The sequence below is a fragment of the uncultured Tenacibaculum sp. genome, assembly GCF_947494125.1.
In the GTDB taxonomy this organism is placed as follows: Bacteria; Bacteroidota; Bacteroidia; order Flavobacteriales; family Flavobacteriaceae; genus Polaribacter.
In genome coordinates, this window is sequence record NZ_CANLTU010000014.1 from 1 (window position 1) to 20,963 (window position 20,963).

Annotated in this window: 13 protein-coding genes; 7 read left to right on the forward strand and 6 right to left on the reverse strand. The window is 29.9% G+C overall.

The window, feature by feature from the left end; all coding sequences use genetic code 11:
- Positions 1–574 precede the first annotated feature (574 nt).
- Together Q0881_RS15800 and Q0881_RS15805 are read left to right on the forward strand one after the other, a co-directional pair.
- Entirely contained in the window at positions 575–3,739 is a 3,165-nt protein-coding gene (locus Q0881_RS15800; RefSeq protein ID WP_299162372.1) for a SusC/RagA family TonB-linked outer membrane protein, read from the forward strand.
- 15 nt (positions 3,740–3,754) lie between these two features.
- Positions 3,755–5,179, forward strand: coding sequence for a SusD/RagB family nutrient-binding outer membrane lipoprotein (locus tag Q0881_RS15805; protein ID WP_299162375.1), 1,425 nt, complete (start codon positions 3,755–3,757; stop codon positions 5,177–5,179).
- Positions 5,180–5,276: 97 nt separating this feature from the next.
- On the opposite strand, the gene Q0881_RS15810 is transcribed toward Q0881_RS15805, so the two are convergent.
- The gene (locus Q0881_RS15810) at positions 5,277–7,793 is read right to left on the reverse strand and encodes a PIG-L family deacetylase (RefSeq protein ID WP_299162377.1); all 2,517 of its coding nucleotides are present in this window, start codon (positions 7,791–7,793) and stop codon (positions 5,277–5,279) included.
- A 78-nt stretch (positions 7,794–7,871) separates the two neighbouring features.
- Positions 7,872–9,299 (reverse strand): AAA family ATPase, encoded by a 1,428-nt coding sequence (locus Q0881_RS15815; protein ID WP_299162379.1) that lies wholly within the window; start codon positions 9,297–9,299, stop codon positions 7,872–7,874.
- A gap of 102 nt (positions 9,300–9,401) precedes the next feature.
- On the opposite strand from Q0881_RS15815, the gene Q0881_RS15820 reads away from it, so the two are divergent.
- The 3 genes from Q0881_RS15820 to Q0881_RS15830 are packed head-to-tail and all read left to right on the forward strand — an operon-like array spanning position 9,402 to position 11,474.
- Positions 9,402–10,136: a hypothetical protein gene (locus Q0881_RS15820; RefSeq protein ID WP_299162382.1), complete on the forward strand. Its 735-nt coding sequence runs from the start codon at positions 9,402–9,404 to the stop codon at positions 10,134–10,136.
- On the forward strand, positions 10,120–10,941 hold the full coding sequence (locus Q0881_RS15825; RefSeq protein WP_299162384.1) for a DUF3822 family protein: 822 nt from the start codon (positions 10,120–10,122) through the stop codon (positions 10,939–10,941). Before Q0881_RS15820 ends, Q0881_RS15825 begins: the two co-directional genes overlap by 17 nt.
- Entirely contained in the window at positions 10,941–11,474 is a 534-nt protein-coding gene (locus Q0881_RS15830) for an RsmD family RNA methyltransferase (protein ID WP_299162386.1), read from the forward strand. The genes Q0881_RS15825 and Q0881_RS15830 overlap by 1 nt, the downstream gene beginning before the upstream one ends.
- A 106-nt stretch (positions 11,475–11,580) precedes the next feature.
- Here Q0881_RS15830 and Q0881_RS15835 read toward each other — a convergent pair whose 3' ends face one another.
- Positions 11,581–13,200: an ATP-binding cassette domain-containing protein gene (locus tag Q0881_RS15835; protein ID WP_299162388.1), complete on the reverse strand. Its 1,620-nt coding sequence runs from the start codon at positions 13,198–13,200 to the stop codon at positions 11,581–11,583.
- Positions 13,201–13,381: 181 nt separating this feature from the next.
- Between Q0881_RS15835 and Q0881_RS15840 the strand changes: the two genes are divergently transcribed.
- Positions 13,382–14,737: a hypothetical protein gene (locus Q0881_RS15840; RefSeq protein ID WP_299162390.1), complete on the forward strand. Its 1,356-nt coding sequence runs from the start codon at positions 13,382–13,384 to the stop codon at positions 14,735–14,737.
- Between the two features lie 171 nt (positions 14,738–14,908).
- Positions 14,909–16,729: a DEAD/DEAH box helicase gene (locus Q0881_RS15845; RefSeq protein WP_299162392.1), complete on the forward strand. Its 1,821-nt coding sequence runs from the start codon at positions 14,909–14,911 to the stop codon at positions 16,727–16,729.
- A gap of 69 nt (positions 16,730–16,798) precedes the next feature.
- Here Q0881_RS15845 and Q0881_RS15850 read toward each other — a convergent pair whose 3' ends face one another.
- From Q0881_RS15850 to Q0881_RS15860, 3 genes are all read right to left on the reverse strand, one after another.
- Complete coding sequence (locus tag Q0881_RS15850; RefSeq protein WP_299162395.1) at positions 16,799–17,638, reverse strand: prohibitin family protein; 840 nt, start codon at positions 17,636–17,638, stop codon at positions 16,799–16,801.
- 31 nt (positions 17,639–17,669) lie between these two features.
- A complete protein-coding gene (locus Q0881_RS15855; protein WP_299162397.1) occupies positions 17,670–19,649 on the reverse strand; it encodes a heavy metal translocating P-type ATPase in 1,980 nt (659 codons plus the stop codon).
- A 100-nt stretch (positions 19,650–19,749) separates the two neighbouring features.
- Positions 19,750–20,946 carry an efflux RND transporter periplasmic adaptor subunit gene (locus Q0881_RS15860; RefSeq protein ID WP_299162399.1) on the reverse strand — a complete coding sequence of 399 codons (1,197 nt, stop codon included), beginning with the start codon at positions 20,944–20,946 and terminating at the stop codon, positions 19,750–19,752.
- Between the last annotated feature and the right edge of the window lie 17 nt (positions 20,947–20,963).

Below are 20,963 nucleotides of genomic sequence, written 5' to 3' on the forward strand. Positions count from 1 at the left end.
TGTGTTAAGCAAAACTTTTAATAAATAAACTATCAACATCTTATGTTTACTAAAATTTTTATAAAATATTGCATTAATACCTTGTGTTAAGCAAAACTTATGATTAAAAAGCTCTTACCAAAATGTGTTTATAAAAACTTCATACCTAAATTTAGAGTTAGCACAGGAAGGAAATAAAAATTTCAAATCAAATTATAAAAACATAATCTATTATTTTACATCAGCAGAACAAAAAGCAACATTTTATAAAAACCCTGAGAAATATCTTCCTCAATATATACTACTAACAACCATCTATTAGTAAATACGACACTACAACAAACATTAAAATAAACTTATTTTCCTTTTAATCAGCATTTCATACCGCTTATTACGTTAAAGTATCCGTTTATTAATCCCCCCTATATAAAAGCATTTATTTTAATTATAATTGGTTCAAATTATATCATATACTATTCAATCAGAGTAGCATAAATGACATATAATTTTTAACGCAAAATCAATTTTAATCTATAGACATATTTAAATAATGATCCACTTTTATATTGATTTCTAAACACGAAAAAAACAGCAAATGAAAACAAATTTTAATGGAGTTTTAACGCTAATTTTAGCACTAATTGTTCAAATTACTTTGGCACAAGAAAGAACTATCTCAGGAATTGTTTCTGATGAATCAGGCCCTCTTCCTGGAGTAAATATTATAAAAAAAGGGACAGCTATTGGAACCGAAACTGATTTTAACGGAAAGTACACTATTAAAGCTCAAACTGGAGATGTTCTTATTTTTAGTTTTATAGGAATGAAAACTGTTGAAATTAATATTAAATCTACTAACAAAATAGATTTAACTATGGTAAGCGGAAATGTCCTTAATGAAGTTGTAATTACAGGATTAGGTATAAAAAGAGAAGCAAAAGCATTAGGTTACTCTCAACAAACCGTAAAAGGGGAAGATCTTACTAAAACAAAAGAGACAGATATTAGCACAGCTTTAGCAGGTAAAGTTGCAGGGATTCAATTTACTGGTCAACCCAGTTCTACTTTTAAAAACTCCAATATAAGATTAAGGGGAGAAAGCAATGTATTATATGTTGTTGATGGAATTAAATTAAATGCAAGGTCAGATGTTAATACTGAAGATATTGAGTCTATGACCGTACTAAAAGGGTTAGCAGCAACAGCTATATATGGTCCAGAAGGTAGAAACGGGGCTATTGTAATTACAACAAAAAAGGCAAAGAATGGGGAATCTTCAATTGAATTTAGTACAAGTGTTGCTTTTTCTAATGTTTATTTAATGCCTGAATATCAAAATGAATATGGTGGTGGTTATGCTAATGATGGGAAACCTGTTGGACATCCTGAAAGATATACGAATGCCATTGGGTACTTTACAGATTACAACGGGCAAAATATTCCTACCTATTCTGCTGATGAATCTTGGGGACCTAAATTAAAAGGGCAAATGGTGCGTCATTGGGATTCTTGGATACCAGGAAGTAATGAATATGGAAAATTAAGAGCATGGGAAGCAAACCCTAACAATGTTAAAGATTTCTATCAAACAGGAGTCACTAAAAATAACTCTTTAAGCTTCTTAAAAGGCGGAGAAGATTATAATATTAGAACTACTCTGACAAAAATTGATCAAGAATTAATTTTAGAAAACACAAAACGCAGTACTCTTACTGTTAGCGTTAACACAGACTACAATATTAATAAAAAATTAAGTTTTAGAGTTAATGCAAATTACACAAATCGGTATACCAAAAACGATACCGATAATAACTATGGTAACTTAGGGTCTAATTTTAACCAATGGTGGCAAAGACAATTAGATATTAAAAGATTAAAAAATTATAAACAAAATGGAGACATTTATTCTTGGAACATATCATCTCCTACAAATTTAAAACCTTTATACTGGGATTCTCCTTACTTTGAAATCTATGAAAACTTAAACGAGCAAGTTAAAAACAGCTTATATGGATCATTTGGTGCAAATTATAAATTTAACGATGATTTGAATGCTGATATACTTTTTAAAAAATCTTACAATAGTTATAATTATAGCGACAGAGCCGCTTGGGGAGGTTTAAATCCTAACCACTCAGGAAATCCATGGTATCAAGAAAGCGTATCAAGCGATGTTAAAGATGAAGTTACTGGTATTGTTAACTACTCTAAAAAATTAAATGATTTTGATTTTTCTGCTTATGCTGGTTTTGAAATAACCAACCAAATTTATAGGTACAGCGAATCTGAAACTGTTGGAGGTATGACAACGCCAGGCTTTTATAGTATTACTACATCTGTAGATAGACCCGGTTATGCTGGAGGGAAAATAGAAACAAAAAGAAAAGCTTTATTTTCTTCTCTCTCTATAGGATATAAAGATCTATTTTTTGTAGAAGGTACATATAGAAATGACTGGGGTTCTACAGCAAACCCTGATAAAAATAAAATTACTTCTTTCGGTATCTCTAGTTCTTTTGTCTTTTCTAAATTAATAGAAAATAATGAGACTTTATCTTTTGGTAAAATAAGAATAGGATTAGCAGAAGCTCCATATTTCCCAAACCCATATGCATTATCTCAAACATACACTACCGGAAACCCTTATGGTTCAACTGGAACATCATCAGTACCAAATGCAGGAATTAACCCTCTATTAAGAGGTGGAAGTAAAAAAGAAACAGAATTTGGTATTCAACTTAAATTCTTAAAAAACAGAATTGGTATAGATGTAACTTACTTTAACAGAAAAGATGAAGAACTTCCTTCATGGGTTACGATTCCTGGTTCTACTGGAATTACAGGTTTCTATAGTAATGATGGCAAACAAACCACTAAAGGTTTTGAACTATCTTTAAATTTAATACCTGTAAAAACAGAAAACTTTAGATGGGATATAGATTTTAATATCGCTTCTCTTAAAAAAACTGTTAATTATATTGCCGATGGTGTAGATGTTAATATTTTAAGCAGCTGGGGGCCTCAATTACAAGAACGTATTGGAAAAGAATGGGGAGCCATTTATGGCAATGCATATAGACGTGATGCTAATGGAAATAAAATACTTGCTGCTAATGGATTATATGAATATGATACTAATAAATTTTTAGGTTCAATTTTACCCGATTTTACTGGTGGGTTAACAACTAATTTTTCTTACAAGAATTTTAACTTATCTTTTGGTTTTGATTACCAATTTGGAGGTAAGTTTTATGGAGTTACAAGAAGATATAGTAATTATGGAGGGCAAGGTATTGAAACTGTAGGAAATAATCCTTTAGGAAACCCTATACGAAATACTATCACAGGTACTAAAAGTACTGCATGGTCTGTTAATCTAACTAATGCAAATTCTGATTCTGGAGGACAATTAACGTCAGGTGTTGATGCCAACGGCAATGCTCAACAATTCTTAGTAAATCCTTATGTTCTATGGAGAACTAATTTAAGAAATGTTCATGAAGAGTATATTAATGATGCAACATATATTAAACTTAGAACCATTAGATTTGAGTACAATCTACCAAGTACTATTTTAGAAAAAACTCCTTTTACCAATATCAATTTAGGAATATTCGCTAATAATGTTTGGTTAATAGAATCTGATATAGAAGGAATTGATCCATCAGAAATTGAAGGTAGAGATTCATATAATTATATTGAAAACGGTCAAATGCCTAGTGCTCGTTCGATTGGCGTAAATGCAAAATTTACATTTTAATTAAAATTTATTACAATGAAAACAAGAACAAATAAACTTCTATTATTCGTACTTATTGGCACCTTACTAACAAGTTGTGAAACTGTAGATTTTGGAGATACAAATACAAATCCAAACGAATCTTCTATAGCTTCTAGCTCTGGACTACTAGCTAATGCTTTAAGAGAGATTGGTACTCAGGTTACTCAAAAAACTCCAATGCTTTACAGCCAATATGTAGCTAACGGGCAATATCCTGATGAAAGTAGATATGTTAGCTTAAACTGGTCATACTACAGGTTATATGCTAATCCTTTAAACGACCTTAAAACTGTAATTGAAATAAATAAAACTAGTACAGCTCCAGCTTCAATAAACACTCTTGTTGCAGCTACTTTAGCTCGCGTATATTTTTTACACACTATGACTGATAGATGGGGACGGATACCTTATACAGAAGCACTTAAAGGTCTTGAATTAAAAAAGCCCGTTTTAGACTCACAAGAAACTGTTTACAAAGGACTTATTTCAGAAATCGATGCTGTTTTGGCTAAAATAACAACTTCAGGAGTCCCACAAGGAGATATTTTATTCAATGGTAACATGGCAAGATGGAAACAATTTGGTAATACATTAAAAGCTGTTATGGCTCTTCGTTTATCTAAAAGAGATGTTGAATTAGGGGGGTATGCTAAAACTAAATTCAACGAAGCTATTTCTGGTGCTATTCAACAATCAAGTGATAATATTTATTACACTTTTTTATCTGATGATAATAATGATAATCCTTGGCAAGATGCTTTTGAGACTCGTAAAGATTATTTAATGTCTGATGTTATTGTTAATTACATGATAGGAACTGGTTCAGATACAGCTCCTCAAGATCCTAGATTAGCTAAATATTCAGACCCAGCTACTAGCGCTTCCGCAGGTAGTGGCACTAGATTTATCGGTGCTGATTATGGAAGTGGTAATGATTTAGTTGATAATTTTTCTTTTATTACAAAAGATATTATTTATAACGGAACTGCTCCTGGTATCATATTTACAGCTGCACAAATACAGTTCTCTATGGCTGAAGCTGTTGAACTTGGTTGGATGACAGGCAATGCTGAAACTTATTTTAGAAATGGTATAAAAGAATCTATGAAACAATGGAATGTTCCTACTCCAGATGCGAATACTTTTGCTGATGCTTTTCCGTATACTGGAATGCAATCAATTGCAGAACAAAAATGGGTAGCTTTATTTATGCAAGGCTATGAATCTTGGGCTGAATGGAGAAGAATTGGTGGTCCTAGTACAATTGTAAAACCTGCAATTTTATTACAAGGTACTGATATTCCTCAAAGACAAGCATATGCTACCACAACTCCTAATATTAATAAGGTAAACTATGATAGTGCTATAGCAGCTCAAGGGCCTGACAACCTTGACACTAAACTTTGGTGGGCTAAATAAAAATCTATTTAACAAAAGAATCTTAAAAGGAAAAAATACTTTAAAAACAAAAAAGCTTTCCATTGGCAAGCTTTTTTGTTTTATAATTCGTTATTTACTACATCTTAATTGCAGTCTTTTTATTTTCTTCTTTTCCTACCGATAACATATTTGCAAACAATTTATAAGCTCCAGAAACTCCTGCAGGCAGCTCTCTAAAGAAACTTAACCCTGTATACATATAATTACCTTTTCCATATTTAGCTATTAATAAACTTCCTGTTTTAGTTGATTCCCCTTTATCATTCATAGATAATATAGGCGTAAACTCTTTACCCCATTGGTTTGGAAAATACAGTCCTCTCTCTTGTACCCAACCGTTAAAATCAGAATCAGAAACTTTATTAGGATAGTTTAATAACGAATGATTTTTTGCTAATACTGTAACCTTAGCATCCTCATCAGTAACTCTATCTCTAGATAATTTTAATTCAAAAGGTGCCTTTACATCTACTCTCCTACTTGTATTATATTGTACAATCATATTTCCACCATTCTTTACATAATCTAACAAATATTTTTGTTTGAATTGTAATTCAGGCAAAACATTATAAGCACGTATACCAACAACAACAGCATCAAAATCTTCTAAATTTTTATCGTTAATATCTTTTGGATTAATTTCAATAACATTGTATCCTATTTGACGCAAACTTTCTGGTACAGCATCTCCAGAACCTTGAATATAAGCAATTCTTTTACCTATTTTTTTTATATTTAAACGTACCATTTTTGCTTCTGATGGTAATAATATTGATTGTTTTGGTATGTGATTGTAGTTAATTTCTACTAACTCTTTATCAAACAATTTTCCATTTACTTTAGCTATTACTTTTAAAACTACTTCCGATTGTTCATTAGGTGGTATTACTTTAAAATCTACTACTTGTACATCTCCTTTTTGTTCAATATCAAACGCTATTTCTTTTGGTGAAACTTCCCAGCCATTCGGAACTTGTAAAGAAACAGTTCCTGCTACATTTTTAGCGCCCGAACGCACTTCTAAAGAAACTTTTTGTGAGTGTTCTTCTGAAAATATAACTACTTTATTTTTTAGTTTAGTTGTAACTATAGGTAATACTTCAAAAGGCTCATAGATTTCACCTTTATCTCTTTCAGAATATCTATGTACTACAGGAATAGTAAATGAAATTGCTTCATTCTCTATTATTAAATTGTATTGTATTTGTATTGGTCTTTCAGTTTCTGGGTTTCCAATAACTTTTTTATTTGCAACCTTATACATACCTAAATCCCAAGGAGAGCTTAACCAATATGGCGAAGAATATTCTAACGAACCAATAGTAATATTTTCTTTAAAGTTTTTTCTTGAGTTTGGAGCTAAATCTAAATTCTTTTGTATCACATTTCCTTCAGGAAGCACCTTTATAGATGCTAATTCCATAGAAAATTTACTTCTATTTAAAATTTCGAAATTAATACTTTCTACACTATTTGGTGTTGTACTTGATGTATTTGCAGATGCTTCTAGATATAGTCCTGCACAAGCCTTAATAATAGCTTTTAACTCTTTACTTTTTATATTCTTCCAATGTTCATCTTTCAAATTCTGAACTAGCTTGTAAGCTTTTAATAATTCTGGAAGATGTTTTGACGGGTTTACAAAATCAAAATTCTTTTCAATTTTATATAAAATATCTCCTATATCTCCACCACCTTCTACTCTATTCCATGTGGTATTTATTCCAGAAAATATGTCTTTTTTATTTTTAGGGAAATCTCCTTTTAAAAATTCTACATATTCAGTTTGAGTACCTCGTGTTGTTAAACGTCCAAATCCTTGGCATAAATGTTGACTACTCGCTATGGAAGCTACTTCATTGTTAGATAATCCTTTTAATGGATAATAAGCTCCCACATCAAAACTTAACATTTTACTTCTATCTGCCTTTGCAAACTTTTCTCTACTTCCATAAAACCACCAAGAAGTATTAAAAAACAATCGTTTAGGTTGCCATATGCTTGTGCTTTTTAATTGATTTGAGTACTTGTTTTTATCGTTAGCCAAATCAAAAGCTTCTACACTTAACATTGCTGAAGATGTATGATGCCCATGAGTTGTACCGGGGGTTCTGTGATTAAATCGATTGATTATTACATCTGGTTTAAATGTACGAATTGCCCAAACTACATCGGCTAACACCTTGTCTTTGTTCCAAAGTTTTAAAGTTTCGTCCGGATGTTTAGAGTATCCAAAGTCATTTGCTCTAGAAAAACGTTGTTCTCCTCCATCAACTCTACGAGCCGCTAATAATTCTTGTGTTCGTATAACTCCTAATAGTTCTCTTATTTCTGGACCTATTAAGTTTTGACCTCCATCACCACGCGTTAATGATAAATAAGCTGTTCTTGCTTTTTCATGATTTGCTAAATAAGCTATTAATCGAGTATTTTCATCATCAGGATGTGCAGCTATATATAATGCAGAGCCTAAAAAGTTTAATTTCTGAACTTTTTCATAAATCTGATTTGATGATAATTTTTGAGGCTTTTGTGCTGTTATTGATATAGATATCAATAAAAAAGAAAAACAAAAAAGTGTTTTTTTGTACATTTTTAACGTTTTGATTGGCTAACAAATGTAACTTTTTTAGTCAGAGATTCTATCAAATTAACAAAATGCTAACACTTTTTAATTCAAAAAGTAATCATCCTTAAAACCAATTAAATATAATTTCTCTTGTGCCCTTGTAACTGCTGTGTATAACCATCTTAAATATTCAACACTTGGACCATCAGGTAAATATGGCTGCTCTATAAAAACAGTATTCCATTGCCCTCCTTGCGATTTATGACAAGTCATAGCATAGGAAAATTTTACTTGTAAGGCATTAAAATACTTATTCTTCTTTACTCCCATAAACTGTTTATACTTAGATTTTTCATGAGCGAAATCTTCTTTTACAGCTTCATATAATTTATTTGACTCTTCATAGGTTAAAGAAGGGCTTTCGCTAGAAAGTGTATCTAAAAGTAATACTGTTTCAAAAGGGTTCATATCAGGATAGTCAATCATACGAATTTCAACTTCAGCAAATTTAAATCCATAGAGTTCTTTTATTGAATTGATACGCATTACTTCACAAATGTCTCCATTAGCAATAAAACCGGCTGAAGAAGAATCTTTTAACCAGAAATAATTATTCTTTACTACCATTACATAATCTCCTGTTGATATTTCGTTTTCCTGACCTCGAATTGTCGTTCTTATTTGTTGATTATATTGATTTGCTCTTTTATTTGATCGAACTATAATCGCTGTATCTTCTACTCCTATATCACCGTCATAAGCCGTAGTAATAGCATCTTGAATATCATAACTATCTTCTAATCGAATAATATCAGCAAAATTAACATCAAACTTAAAATGAGTCGCATCATTTTGAACTAACAAACGTAAATCTGTAGCATTTGCTAATATTCCAGAGTCTTCTTGTTGACGTACTACTTCATCTAATTCAATCTCTGTTACCTCCTTATTAAATTGAAACGAAAGATTATCTGCTTCTAAAGCAGGGCTCATTGTTAATTTAACTGGAGGTAACTGTGCGGTATCTCCTATAAAAACAATTTTACAGTTTTTACCTGAATATACATATGATATTAAATCATCTAATAATGATCCATTTTCAAATAGTTTCGCATTTTGTCGATCATCAGATATCATTGAAGCCTCATCAATAATAAATATCGTATTTGTATGTTTATTAGGCTGCATTACAAAACTTACACCTCCATTACTTTGCTTTTTAGGAAAATATATTTTTTTGTGTATCGTGAATGCTTGTTTTTTTGAATATCCTGAAATTACTTTGGCTGCACGTCCTGTTGGAGCTAATAACACTGCTTTTTTTCCTGTTTTCCATAAATTATGTACCACAGTACTTATAATTGTTGTTTTCCCTGTACCAGCATATCCTTTTAGCAAAAAAAGGGCGTGATTATTGTTATCAAATATAAAATGCGTTAAAGCATCTAATAACTCACTTTGTTTTTGAGTAGGTTGGTACGGAAATTTTTGTAATATTTCTTTATAAAAATTGGGTGCTGATTCTATCATATTTCAAATAATGCTCAAAGATAAATGTATTTATAGATAATTATTTTCATGAATGAAAAAAAATTGTAGATTTGCGTATATCATATATTAAAAACAAAAAAAATGAATTTATTATTAATGATTTTAGCAGCTGTTGTGGTTGCAGTTCTTTTAGCTTTCCTTATCGTTAAGTTTGTACCACTGAAAATGAGATGGTTAATATCTATATTATTATTAGCTGTTACTGCTTTTTTAGTGTATAAAATTTACGGAGGTATTATGGAGCCTATTAATTTTGCAAAAGACAAAAAAGTAAAATACGCTAAAGTTATTGAGAATTTAAAATTAATTCGTGACGCGGAAGTAAAATATAAAGAAGTTCATAGAACCTATACAGATAGTAAAGATTCTTTAATTAACTTTATAGAAAACGGTCAATTAGCTTTAACAGAAACTAAAAATGTTGAAGAAGAAGTTGATAGAGGTGGTGGAATTAAAATTACGATTTCTAAAAAACAAATTGACACAATAGGTTATGAACCTGTGATGAAATATTTTGAAGGAAAAGACTATAAAGGAATGTTTAATGTTCCTGGTACTGATAAGCAATTTGAATTAGCTACAGGAAAAGTAGAAAAAGTTGCAGGTTTATTAGTTCCAGTTTTTGAAGTAAAAGCAGATAAAGCTTCTATTTTAAAAGGAATGAGTCGTTCTTTAGTAAAGCAAGAATTAGAAGCAATTGAAACTGATCAAATTAAAGGTCAATTTGTTTCTGTTGGATCTTTAGACGAAGTAACTACTGGTGGTAACTGGCCTCCTTACTACGATAAAGCTGAAGCACTTGCAAAAAAAGAGTAAAAAAATAAGCGCATTAGCGCAGCATAAGAATCTATCCATCCAATTTAGTTTGGATGGATTTTCTTTTTGTATTTTTAATTCAGAGACAAAAGAACCAATTCTTTTTACCCAATATATTTTTGATACGCCATTGACTTCTCCTGAAGTATTATTAAATGAAATCATTAATATATTTGCTATTGATAAAGACTTACAACAGGATTTTATTTCTATTTCTGCGATTCATCAAAATAATTTATCTACACTAGTTCCTAATAAATATTTTGATAGAAATAATTTAGATTCTTACTTAAAATACACTGTTAAAACACTTTCTACAGATTTAATTACTTATGATTCCTTAGAAAAAATGGATGCTCATACAGTATATATTCCTTACGTTAATATTAACAATTATCTATTTCAAAATTTTGGAGAATTTGAATTTAAGCATCATTCTACAGTATTAATAGATAAACTTTTAAGTTATTCTGAAAAGAATCCTAAGCAACTTTTTTTTGTCCACGTATCTATAAATCAAATAGATATTATTGTTTTTGAACAAGGTACTTTAAAACTTCATAATTCTTTTTCTTTTCAAACAAAAGAAGATTTCATTTATTACATTTTATTTACTGCTGAACAATTAGAAATGGATCCTAATAAATTTCAATTAACTTTTATTGGTGATATTGAAAAAGAATCGGAATTATATGATATTACTTATAATTATGTTCGTAATATTAATTTTATAAACTCAAATTCTAGTTTTTTTACTAACAGTACAGATTTTTTTAAACATACTAACTTTATTCTAGTTTCTTAATGCGTATTATTTCAGGAAAACATAAAAGCAAACGAATTTCAGCTCCAAAAAATTTACCTGTTCGTCCAACGACTGACATGGCTAAAGAATCATTATTTAACATTTTAAATAATACCTATTATTTCGATAACATTTCTGTATTAGACTTATTTGCTGGTACAGGTAATATTAGTTATGAATTTGCTTCTAGAGGTACAGAAACAATTTATGCTGTAGATGCTAATTATGGATGTATTAAATTTATAAATCAAACTTCTAAAGAACTTGATTTTAATATAAACACCTATAAAAGTGACGTTTATAAATTCTTAGAGAAAACACCTTTAAAATCTGATGTGATCTTTGCAGATCCTCCTTATGATTTTGAAGCTTCTCAATTTTTAAAAATTGCTGATCTTGTTTTTGAAAAAGAACTCTTAAACGAAGAAGGAATTTTGGTTATAGAACATTCTAAGCATACTGATTTAACCGAACATCCAAAACACAGTTATGATAAACGTTATGGTGGAAATGTTTTTAGTTTTTTTGAATAAAACGCGGAAACTAACCTAAATAAAAAGTTCTTACACTATAATAAAACTCAAAAAATATTATTAATATTGAATAAAAAAAGGGAGCTAATTAGCTCCCTTTTTTTATTTATGAATACATTTTATCTCTTAATTCTTTTACTTTAGGATCTCCTAAATACTCATCAAATGTAGAGTATTTGTCAATTACCCCTTTTGGTGTAATCTCAATAATTCTATTTGCTACTGTTTGTGCAAACTCATGATCATGAGTTGAGAATAATACTGTTCCTTTGAAATTGATTAAAGAATTATTTAATGATTGAATAGATTCTAAATCTAAGTGATTTGTAGGCTCATCTAACATAACAATATTAGCTCTAGTCATCATCATACGAGATAACATACAACGTACTTTTTCTCCTCCTGACAATACATTACTTTTCTTCAAAGCTTCTTCTCCTGAAAAAATCATTTTACCTAAGAAACCTCTTAAAAACACTTCTTCTCTTTCTTCTTCAGTTTGAGCATATTGTCGTAACCAATCTACTAAATCTAACTCACCGTTTTGAAAAAAAGATGAATTATCTGATGGTAAATATGATTGTGTTGTGGTAACTCCCCAATTGTATTTTCCAGAATCAGCTTCTTCGTTACCTGAAATAATTTGGTAAAAAGTAGACACTGCTTTAGAATTTTTTGAAATAATAGCTACCTTATCCCCTTTATTTAAATTAATATCAACATTAGCAAATAAAGCTTCTCCTTCAAAAGATTTTGACAATCCTTCTATATTTAATATCTGATCTCCTGCTTCTCTATCTCTATCAAAAATAATTGCTGGATAACGACGGCTAGAAGGTTTAATTTCATCAACATTTAGCTTATCTATCATCTTCTTACGTGAAGTAGCTTGTTTAGACTTAGCCATATTTGCCGAAAAACGACGAATGAATTCTTCTAATTCTTTCTTTTTATCCTCTGCTTTCTTGTTTTGTTGTGCTCTCTGTTTTGCTGCTAACTGACTAGACTCATACCAAAACGTATAGTTTCCTGAAAAATGATTAATCTTCGCAAAATCAATATCAGAAATATGTGTACAAACCGCATCTAAAAAGTGACGGTCATGCGATACGACGATTACTGTATTATCAAAATTAGCTAAAAAATTCTCTAACCAAGCGATTGTTTCAAAATCTAAATCATTCGTCGGTTCATCCATTATTAACACATCAGGATTACCAAATAAAGCTTGAGCTAATAATATCCGTACTTTCTTTTTAGATTCTAAATCGGCTAATAATGTATAATGATCTGCTTCTTTAATTCCTAAATTAGATAAAAGTGTCGCTGCAGCAGAGTCGGCATTCCAACCATCCATTTCTTCAAAACGAACCTGTAACTCTCCTATTTTTTCTGCATTTTCATCAGTATAATCAGCATATAAAGCATCAATTTCTGATTTAATTTTATGCAATTCTTTATTTCCCATTAAAACAGCTTCTAAAGTAGTATACTCATCAAAAGCATAATGATCTTGGGTTAAAACTGACATTCTTTTTCCAGGCTCTAAATGAACATGACCAGATGTTGCATCTTGCTTACCTGATAAAATCTTTAAAAAAGTAGATTTCCCTGCTCCATTTGCTCCGATAATCCCGTAGCAATTTCCTTGAGTAAATTTAGTATTCACTTCATCAAATAAAACACGTTTACCAAACTGAACTGATAAATTAGAAACTGATAACATTTATATTTTTTTAAATTCCGTGCAAAAGTAAAAAATATACTAATGCAAAAAGAATTTGCAAAGAAATATTTAACATCTTACTTTTGACGCTTTTAATTCTTTTAACAACGAATTAACAGCTTGATTATATAGAGATGTCTATTTTTGAACACTATATCTTTATCAAGATAACAACAAGAACATGATTAGAAATTACATATATATATTATTAATTATTTTTATTGGATGTAATGATTCAAAAGCACCAAAATCTACTTTTTTTGGAGGCAAAATTATTAATCCTAAATGTAGTTATGTAACACTTTCTGATAATTACAATTTTAATGATACTATCTATTTAAAAAAAGATAATAGCTTCATAGGTACTTATAAGAATTTAAAAGAAGGATTATACTTTTTTAAACATGGACCAGAACATCAATATGTTTATCTTGAACCAAAAGATAGTTTACTTTTTCGATTAAATACTTGGAACTTTGATGAATCCTTAGTTTTTAGTGGTGATAATGCAGAGCGAAATAATATTCTAATTGAGTCTTTTTTACAAAACGAGCAAGAAGAAAAATATATTTCAAGGCTTTATAAACTACCTCAAGAAGATTTTATAAAAAAAATTGACTCAATTAAAAATATAAGACAAGCCATTGTAGACAAATACAAAAAGAATAACAATAATTTATCTGAAAAGTTTATTGAAATACTTAACATAGCTTTACTATATCCTATTTATAATTACAAAGAAAAATACGCCATTGACAACTATGCTAAGAATACACCTGAAAAATTAGTTGATTCTTATTTTGCCTATCGCAAAAACACCAACTCTAAAAAAGATTCTTTAATTTTTTATGGCCCATATTATAGATTTGTTATTGACAAATTATATAATGATGTTTATCTTAAAAATTTAAATTCAACTCCCGAAAACTTTACTGTTGACCTTTTAAATAATATTGATTCACAAATATCTTCTGAAGAAATAAAAAACAAACTTTTATACAATACTTTAGTTCGCCGTTTTTTTAATGATCCAAAAAATAAGAATGAAGCTTTTTTCACCTTTTTTAAATTGAATACTAATATCAATCAAAAGAAAAATATTCAACGCTTAAAAAATGATCTTAAATTATTAAATACAGGTGATAAAATTCCACCTTTTGACTTAATTGATGCTACCGGAGAAATAAAAAACATTTCTCAAATTATAAAAGGGAAAAGCGCAGTTATTTTACTAAAAAACTACAAGTATGCCTCTGATGAGTGGGTATCTTCTCGTATTAATTATTTAATAAAAAATAATCCTAATACAAGCTTTGTTGTTGTGAACTTATGCAATGACACAAAAAGATATACCAAAAACATTGATATTAAATATCAATACACCTTACCTAATAAAAGTGCTGTTTGTAATTTTTCTTCAAGTAAATTTCCACGTATGATACTCATTGACAAACAAGGTATTATCAAAAATGGATATACTAGTTTATCTGCTAAAGACATAAACCTACAAGTCAGTGATTTACAAAAAATCAAATAAATTTCTTTGATTTATATAAATTACTATATCTTTGCGCGATTTTATTTTCGAAATAAAATGAAATTTAGATTATTAACTACCAGATTATTAGCCATATAATCTATTGTCCAAAATAAGAATCAGGTTTACAGATACTGGCGTCTGTGAATCTAAAAGAACACAGACGTATATATGTCAACATTTTTAGATTTAGGCTTAAAAGAGCCTATCAATAAAGCATTAACAGATTTAGGTTATGAAAAGCCTACTGTAATTCAAGAAAAAGCAATTCCTCAAATTATTTCATCTACGGCTGATTTAAAAGCATTCGCTCAAACTGGAACTGGAAAAACTGCTGCATTTAGTTTGCCAATTATCGAGCAAATAAATTCTTCAGATAAAAACACTCAAGCTATTATCTTATCTCCTACTCGTGAACTTGCTGTTCAAATAGGAAATAATATTAAAGAGTTCTCTAAATACATACCAGACTTAAAAGTGGTAACTGTATATGGTGGTTCTAATATTGAAGAACAAATAAGAGGCTTAAAAAGAGGAGCGCAAATAGTAGTTGGAACTCCAGGAAGAACTGTCGATTTAATTAATCGTAGAGCTTTAAAATTAGGAAACGTAAAATGGTTAGTCTTAGATGAAGCAGATGAAATGCTTAACATGGGGTTTAAAGATGAGTTAGATAAAGTATTAGATGCTACTCCTGAAACTAAACAAACCTTATTGTTTTCTGCAACATTCCCTAGAGAAGTAGAAGCAATAGCTCGTAATTACATGACCAATCCTGTTGAAATTACTTCAGGAGAAAAAAACCAAGGTTCAGATAACGTAACTCATCAATACTATGTAGTAAACGAAAGAACACGTTACCAAGCCTTAAAAAGAATTGCAGATGTTAATACTGATATTTATGCAATTATTTTCTGTAGAACTAGAAGAGAAACACAAGAAGTTGCTAATAACTTAATAAAAGATGGTTATAGTGCTGATGCGTTACATGGAGACTTATCTCAACAACAAAGAGATAGTGTTATGGGTAAATTCCGTAAGAAAACTATTCAAATTTTAGTGGCAACTGATGTTGCTGCACGTGGTTTAGATGTTACAGAATTAACGCATGTAATAAACCACAAATTACCAGACCAAATAGAAAACTATAATCACCGTAGTGGTAGAACTGGTAGAGCTGGTAACAAAGGTATTTCTGTTGTTTTAGTAAACAATAAAGAAAAAGGTAGATTACGTTCGATTGAACGTATTATCAAGAAAAAATTTGAAGCTAAAAAAGTACCTACTGGTAAAGAAATTTGCCAAAATCAATTAATGCATTTAATTGAAAAGGTAAAAGCTACAGAGGTTAACAATGAACAAATTGAAGAATTCTTACCTAGTATCTATGAGAAATTAGAAGAATTAACTAGAGAAGAATTAATACAAAAATTCGTTTCATTAGAATTTAATAAATTTTTAAGTTATTACAACAAATCTGCAGATTTAAACGATTTATCGTCATCTAGAGATAGTTCTAGAGGTAGATCTAATGATGAAAACATGACTCGTTTCTTCATCAATTTAGGAAGAAAAGATAGTTTGAATCCAGCTTCGTTAATTGGATTAATTAACGATCAAAAAATTGCTGATAAAGTTGAAATAGGCGCTATTGATATTTTAGATACTTTTTCTTTCTTTGAAATAGACAAAAACTTTGAAAAAGAAACATTAGACGCTTTTGGCTCTAACGATCCCGATTTTAACGGAAGATCTGTTAATATTGAAATTACTAAATCTAACCGTGGTGGCGGTGGCGGAAGAAGATCTCGTAGCGGCGGTGGTGGATTCAGTGGAAAAAGAAGAAGTGGTGGAAACGATAGAGGTCATAGAGGCTCTAGAGGTGGAGATTCTAGAAGACGTAGTAGTGATGGCGGATCTAATTCTCCAAGAAGAAGTAGCGGCGATAGCAATGCTTCTTCAGGATTTGGAAGAAAACGTAAAAGAGATTAATACACAATCTCTAAGTAACAAAAAAACAGCTCAATTGAGCTGTTTTTTTGTTACTTAAGTTTTATAAACTTATTGATTTCCTAAAATAATTGGCATTCCGCTTTTACCAGCTCCAATTAATACTACTTTACTATTTGGAGATTGTGATAATTTCAAAGTAGCTTCAATACCTTTATCTTGTAATATTTTATCTGTTAAAGATGCACTTAGAATTTTGTTTGCATCAGCCTTACCTTTTGCTTCAATTATTTGTTTTTCTGCTTCTTTTTGAGCAGTAACTAATCTAAACTCATATTCTAAAGATTCTTGTTCTTGTTTTAATTTACGTTCAATTGCTTCTTTAATTGTTGATGGTAAAGTTACATCTCTAACTAATACTTCATTTAACTGAATATGTTGCTTATCTAATATTTTTCTTGTTTCTTCAAAAATTTCTGTTTGAATTACATCTCTTTTACTAGAATATAATTGTTCCGGAGTATAACGACCAACAACACTACGAGCTGCAGAACGAATAGCTGGTTGAATAACTCTAGAGATATAATTTTCTCCTTTTTCTTGATGTAACAAACCTATTTTTTCTGTTTGTGGTTGAAACCAAGCCGAAGCTTCTAATTGAATTTCTAATCCATTAGATGATAAAACCTGCATTTTTTCAAATATTTCTTGTTGACGTACTTCGTAAACAAAAACTTTATTCCAAGGTGCTACAATTTGAAATCCTTCGCCCAAAGCTGGCTCATCTGTTACTACTCCCCCTCCAAATGTTTTATATAAAACTCCGGCTTGTCCAGATTTTATAGTTACTGTTGATTTTGAAAAAAGTATGATTCCTATTACTGCTAATATCCCTATAAAGAAAATACCCTTTGGTAATTTAAAGTCTAGTTGTTGTCTATTATTATTCATTTTTATTTTTATTTATCTCAAAAATACTGAATTAATTCTCATTATAGCGTAACAATCGTAATGCATTAAAAACAACTAATAATGTTGAACCTTCATGAATTAATACTGCTGGACCAATTTTTGCAAATCCAAATAAAGTTGCTGGTATTAAAATAGCCACAATACCTAAACTCATCCATAAATTCTGTTTAATTATTGTTTTTGACTTTCTACTTAAACCAATTACAAACGGTAAATTTTCAATTTTATCACTCATTAAGGCTACATCGGCAGTTTCTAAGGCTACATCACTTCCTGCTGCTCCCATTGCTATTCCAACAGTACTATTCGCCATTGCTGGGGCATCGTTTACTCCATCTCCAACCATTGCTATTTTAGTATCTCGCAATTTTAATTCTTGAATGGCTGCAACTTTATCTTCTGGCAATAAATTCCCTTTTACTTCTGTTAATCCTATTTGTTTTGCTATTGAATCTCCTACATTTTGATGATCTCCAGTTAGCATCACCATTTTCTTAATACCTATCTCTTTTAATCTTTTCAATGTATTTTTAGCCGATTCCCTTGGAACATCCATTACACTTAATAATCCAATTAGTTCGGTTTGATATGCTACTAACATTACAGTTTGTCCATTTTGAAGTAATTCTTTCATTGAATTTTCAACTTCCTCTGAAATAGCAATGTTTTTATCTGTCATTAACTTTTCATTACCTATAAATACTTTTTTTTCTTTATAGTTTGCTGAAATACCTTTTCCTTGTATTGCTTTTATATTTGATGCTTTGTTTGAATTTTCAATCGAAAATTGTTCTTTTATATCTTTTGATATTGCTTTTGCTAATGGATGATTACTTAAACTCTCAACTGATAGAACTATATTTAAAAACTCTTTTCTATCAAAATTATTTAAAGAAATTGCATTGGTTAACTTTGGTTTTCCTTCTGTTAAAGTTCCTGTTTTATCAAAAGCTATAGTAGTTAAACTTCCTAAATCTTCTAAAGCCCTTCCTCCTTTTATCAATACACCACTTTTCGCTGCTCTTGCTACACCACTTAATACTGCACTTGGAGTTGATATTGCTAAAGCACATGGACTCGCGGCAACTAATACTGTAATTGCTCTGTATAAACTTTCATTAAAAGTTTCATCGATTATTAAATAAGCAAAACATAAAGAAATTACCAAAACGATTACCATTGGTACAAACCATTTTTCAAACTTTTTAGTAAGCAACTGTGTTGGTGATTTTTGAGTCTCTACTTCACTCACCATTTTTACTAATCGAGATATAGTGCTATCTACGCTTAATTTTAGCACTTTAACCTCCAATACATTGTTTCCATTTATTGTTCCTGTATACACTACATTTTCAGTATCAATATTGTCAAAATCTAGCAATTTACTGGTATCTAAAACTGCTGTTTTATCTACTGGCATACTCTCTCCTGTTATAGAAGCTTGGTTTATACTACTGCTTCCTTTTACAATAACACCATCTGCTGCTATTTTTGTATTTGGTTTAACTACAATTACATCATTTATTTTTAATTCTTCTACAGTTATTTCAATAATTAAATTTTCTCTTTTAACCAAGGCTGTTTTCGGTGATAATTCACCCAATGCTTCTATAGATTTTTTAGCTTTATTCATTGCATAATTTTCCAATGCATGTCCTATACTAAATAGAAATAGTAACAAGGCTCCTTCTTCCCATTTACCTATATAACCTGCACCAACAGCAGCTATAAGCATTAAAAAATCAATTTCAAATTGTCCTTTTCGAATCTTTTCTATGGCTTCTTTAGTTGTAAACCAACCTCCAAAAATAAAAGCACTTATAAAATTAATTAAAGCATAACTTTCTGATAAATTAGTTGCTTTCTCTATAATTAAACCAGCAAAGAAAAATACCCCACTTAAAATTGCAAAATAAAGTTCTGTTTTCTCTCCCAATATACCTTCATGTTTGTGGTAATGATGTTGATTTTTAGAATGTTTTTCAGGCATGTTTTTTGTTTCTTAATTGACATCATTATTTATATAAAGATGCATTTTGTTTGAGGTATCTTAGATTTTTAAAACCTAAGATACCTCAATTATTTTTTAATTAATGTGCATGTCCTTCCATTACTCCTGCCTGTTGCAGTAATTTACCTTTTAAGAAATGTGCTCCTTTGGTAACTATTTTAATATTAAAGTTATTATCCTGAATCGTTTTTATTTCTACAAACCCATTGTCAGTATTCCCTAGTGTCACTTCTAATGGTATAAATTCTTCATTACTCTCTGCCTTAAAAATAAAACTTTCACCTTCATTATCTATAATTGCTTCTTCTGGAACAGCAAAAACTTCTTTACCTGCTAATAAGACTTGTGCATTGATAAACATTCCTGATTTTAAACGATTTTCTTCATCTTCAAAATGACCGTGTACGTTTACTGTTTTAGTTTTTTCATCTACTTTTTGGCTAATTAATTTTATATATCCTTCATATTTTATATCCAAACCAGATGGAATAAAAATAAAATCATCTCCTTTTTTAATTTTAGTAATATCAGTACCAAAAACATTCAATTCAGCATGCATATGATCATTATCTATAATTTCCATCATTTCACTATTCGCAGCTAAAAACATTCCTTTATTTAAATTATTTTCAACAATATAGCCTTCAATTGGAGCTTTTACGTAAACATATTGTTGAATTCCATTTTTAGCTACAGTTTTAGGTGACAATCCTGCCATTTTTAATTGAGATGCATAACTACTTGTTAAACTCTTTGCTGAACGATAGATTCCTTCAGTAATTTGAAATGATTTTTTTGAAGTAATATCGCTTTCTAATAGCATCTTTTTACGATTATAATCTGCTGTTGCTACATTTAAATTATTTATAGCTTCTAAGTATGCATATTGTAACTTTATAAAGTTTGGATGTTGCAATACTGCAATTGTTTGCCCTTTACGAACTTTGTCTCCTGGTAACAAGTCTGTTTTAAACACAAATGCTTCCATAGGTGCATATACTGTTGCTTTACTCTGCGGAGGTACTTCAATAGTACCCGTTACTTCTACTCTATCTCTAATTTTCTTTTTAGCTATACTTTCTACTTTTATCTTAGCTATTTCTAATTGTGCTTTCGTTAAATGGATTTCATTTTCGTTGTGCTCTTCTTCAATAACAGCCGATTTTGTTTCTTTATTTTTTTCTTCTAAAGCATGGTCATGCCCTGAATGATCTTCTTTTTTTGAACTACAACTAATTGCTATAATTGTAATTAATACTAAAAATATTTTTTTCATTTTATAATGTCTTTTAC

Bases quoted from the DNA above. Each gene is read 5' to 3' on its own strand.
- Q0881_RS15800 (WP_299162372.1), top strand. From the start codon at position 575: ATGAAAACAAATTTTAATGGAGTTTTAACGCTAATTTTAGCACTAATT.
- Q0881_RS15805 (WP_299162375.1), top strand. From the start codon at position 3,755: ATGAAAACAAGAACAAATAAACTTCTATTATTCGTACTTATTGGCACC.
- Q0881_RS15810 (WP_299162377.1), bottom strand. From the start codon at position 7,793: ATGTACAAAAAAACACTTTTTTGTTTTTCTTTTTTATTGATATCTATA.
- Q0881_RS15815 (WP_299162379.1), bottom strand. From the start codon at position 9,299: ATGATAGAATCAGCACCCAATTTTTATAAAGAAATATTACAAAAATTT.
- Q0881_RS15820 (WP_299162382.1), top strand. From the start codon at position 9,402: ATGAATTTATTATTAATGATTTTAGCAGCTGTTGTGGTTGCAGTTCTT.
- Q0881_RS15830 (WP_299162386.1), top strand. From the start codon at position 10,941: ATGCGTATTATTTCAGGAAAACATAAAAGCAAACGAATTTCAGCTCCA.
- Q0881_RS15835 (WP_299162388.1), bottom strand. From the start codon at position 13,200: ATGTTATCAGTTTCTAATTTATCAGTTCAGTTTGGTAAACGTGTTTTA.
- Q0881_RS15840 (WP_299162390.1), top strand. From the start codon at position 13,382: ATGATTAGAAATTACATATATATATTATTAATTATTTTTATTGGATGT.
- Q0881_RS15845 (WP_299162392.1), top strand. From the start codon at position 14,909: ATGTCAACATTTTTAGATTTAGGCTTAAAAGAGCCTATCAATAAAGCA.
- Q0881_RS15850 (WP_299162395.1), bottom strand. From the start codon at position 17,638: ATGAATAATAATAGACAACAACTAGACTTTAAATTACCAAAGGGTATT.
- Q0881_RS15855 (WP_299162397.1), bottom strand. From the start codon at position 19,649: ATGCCTGAAAAACATTCTAAAAATCAACATCATTACCACAAACATGAA.
- Q0881_RS15860 (WP_299162399.1), bottom strand. From the start codon at position 20,946: ATGAAAAAAATATTTTTAGTATTAATTACAATTATAGCAATTAGTTGT.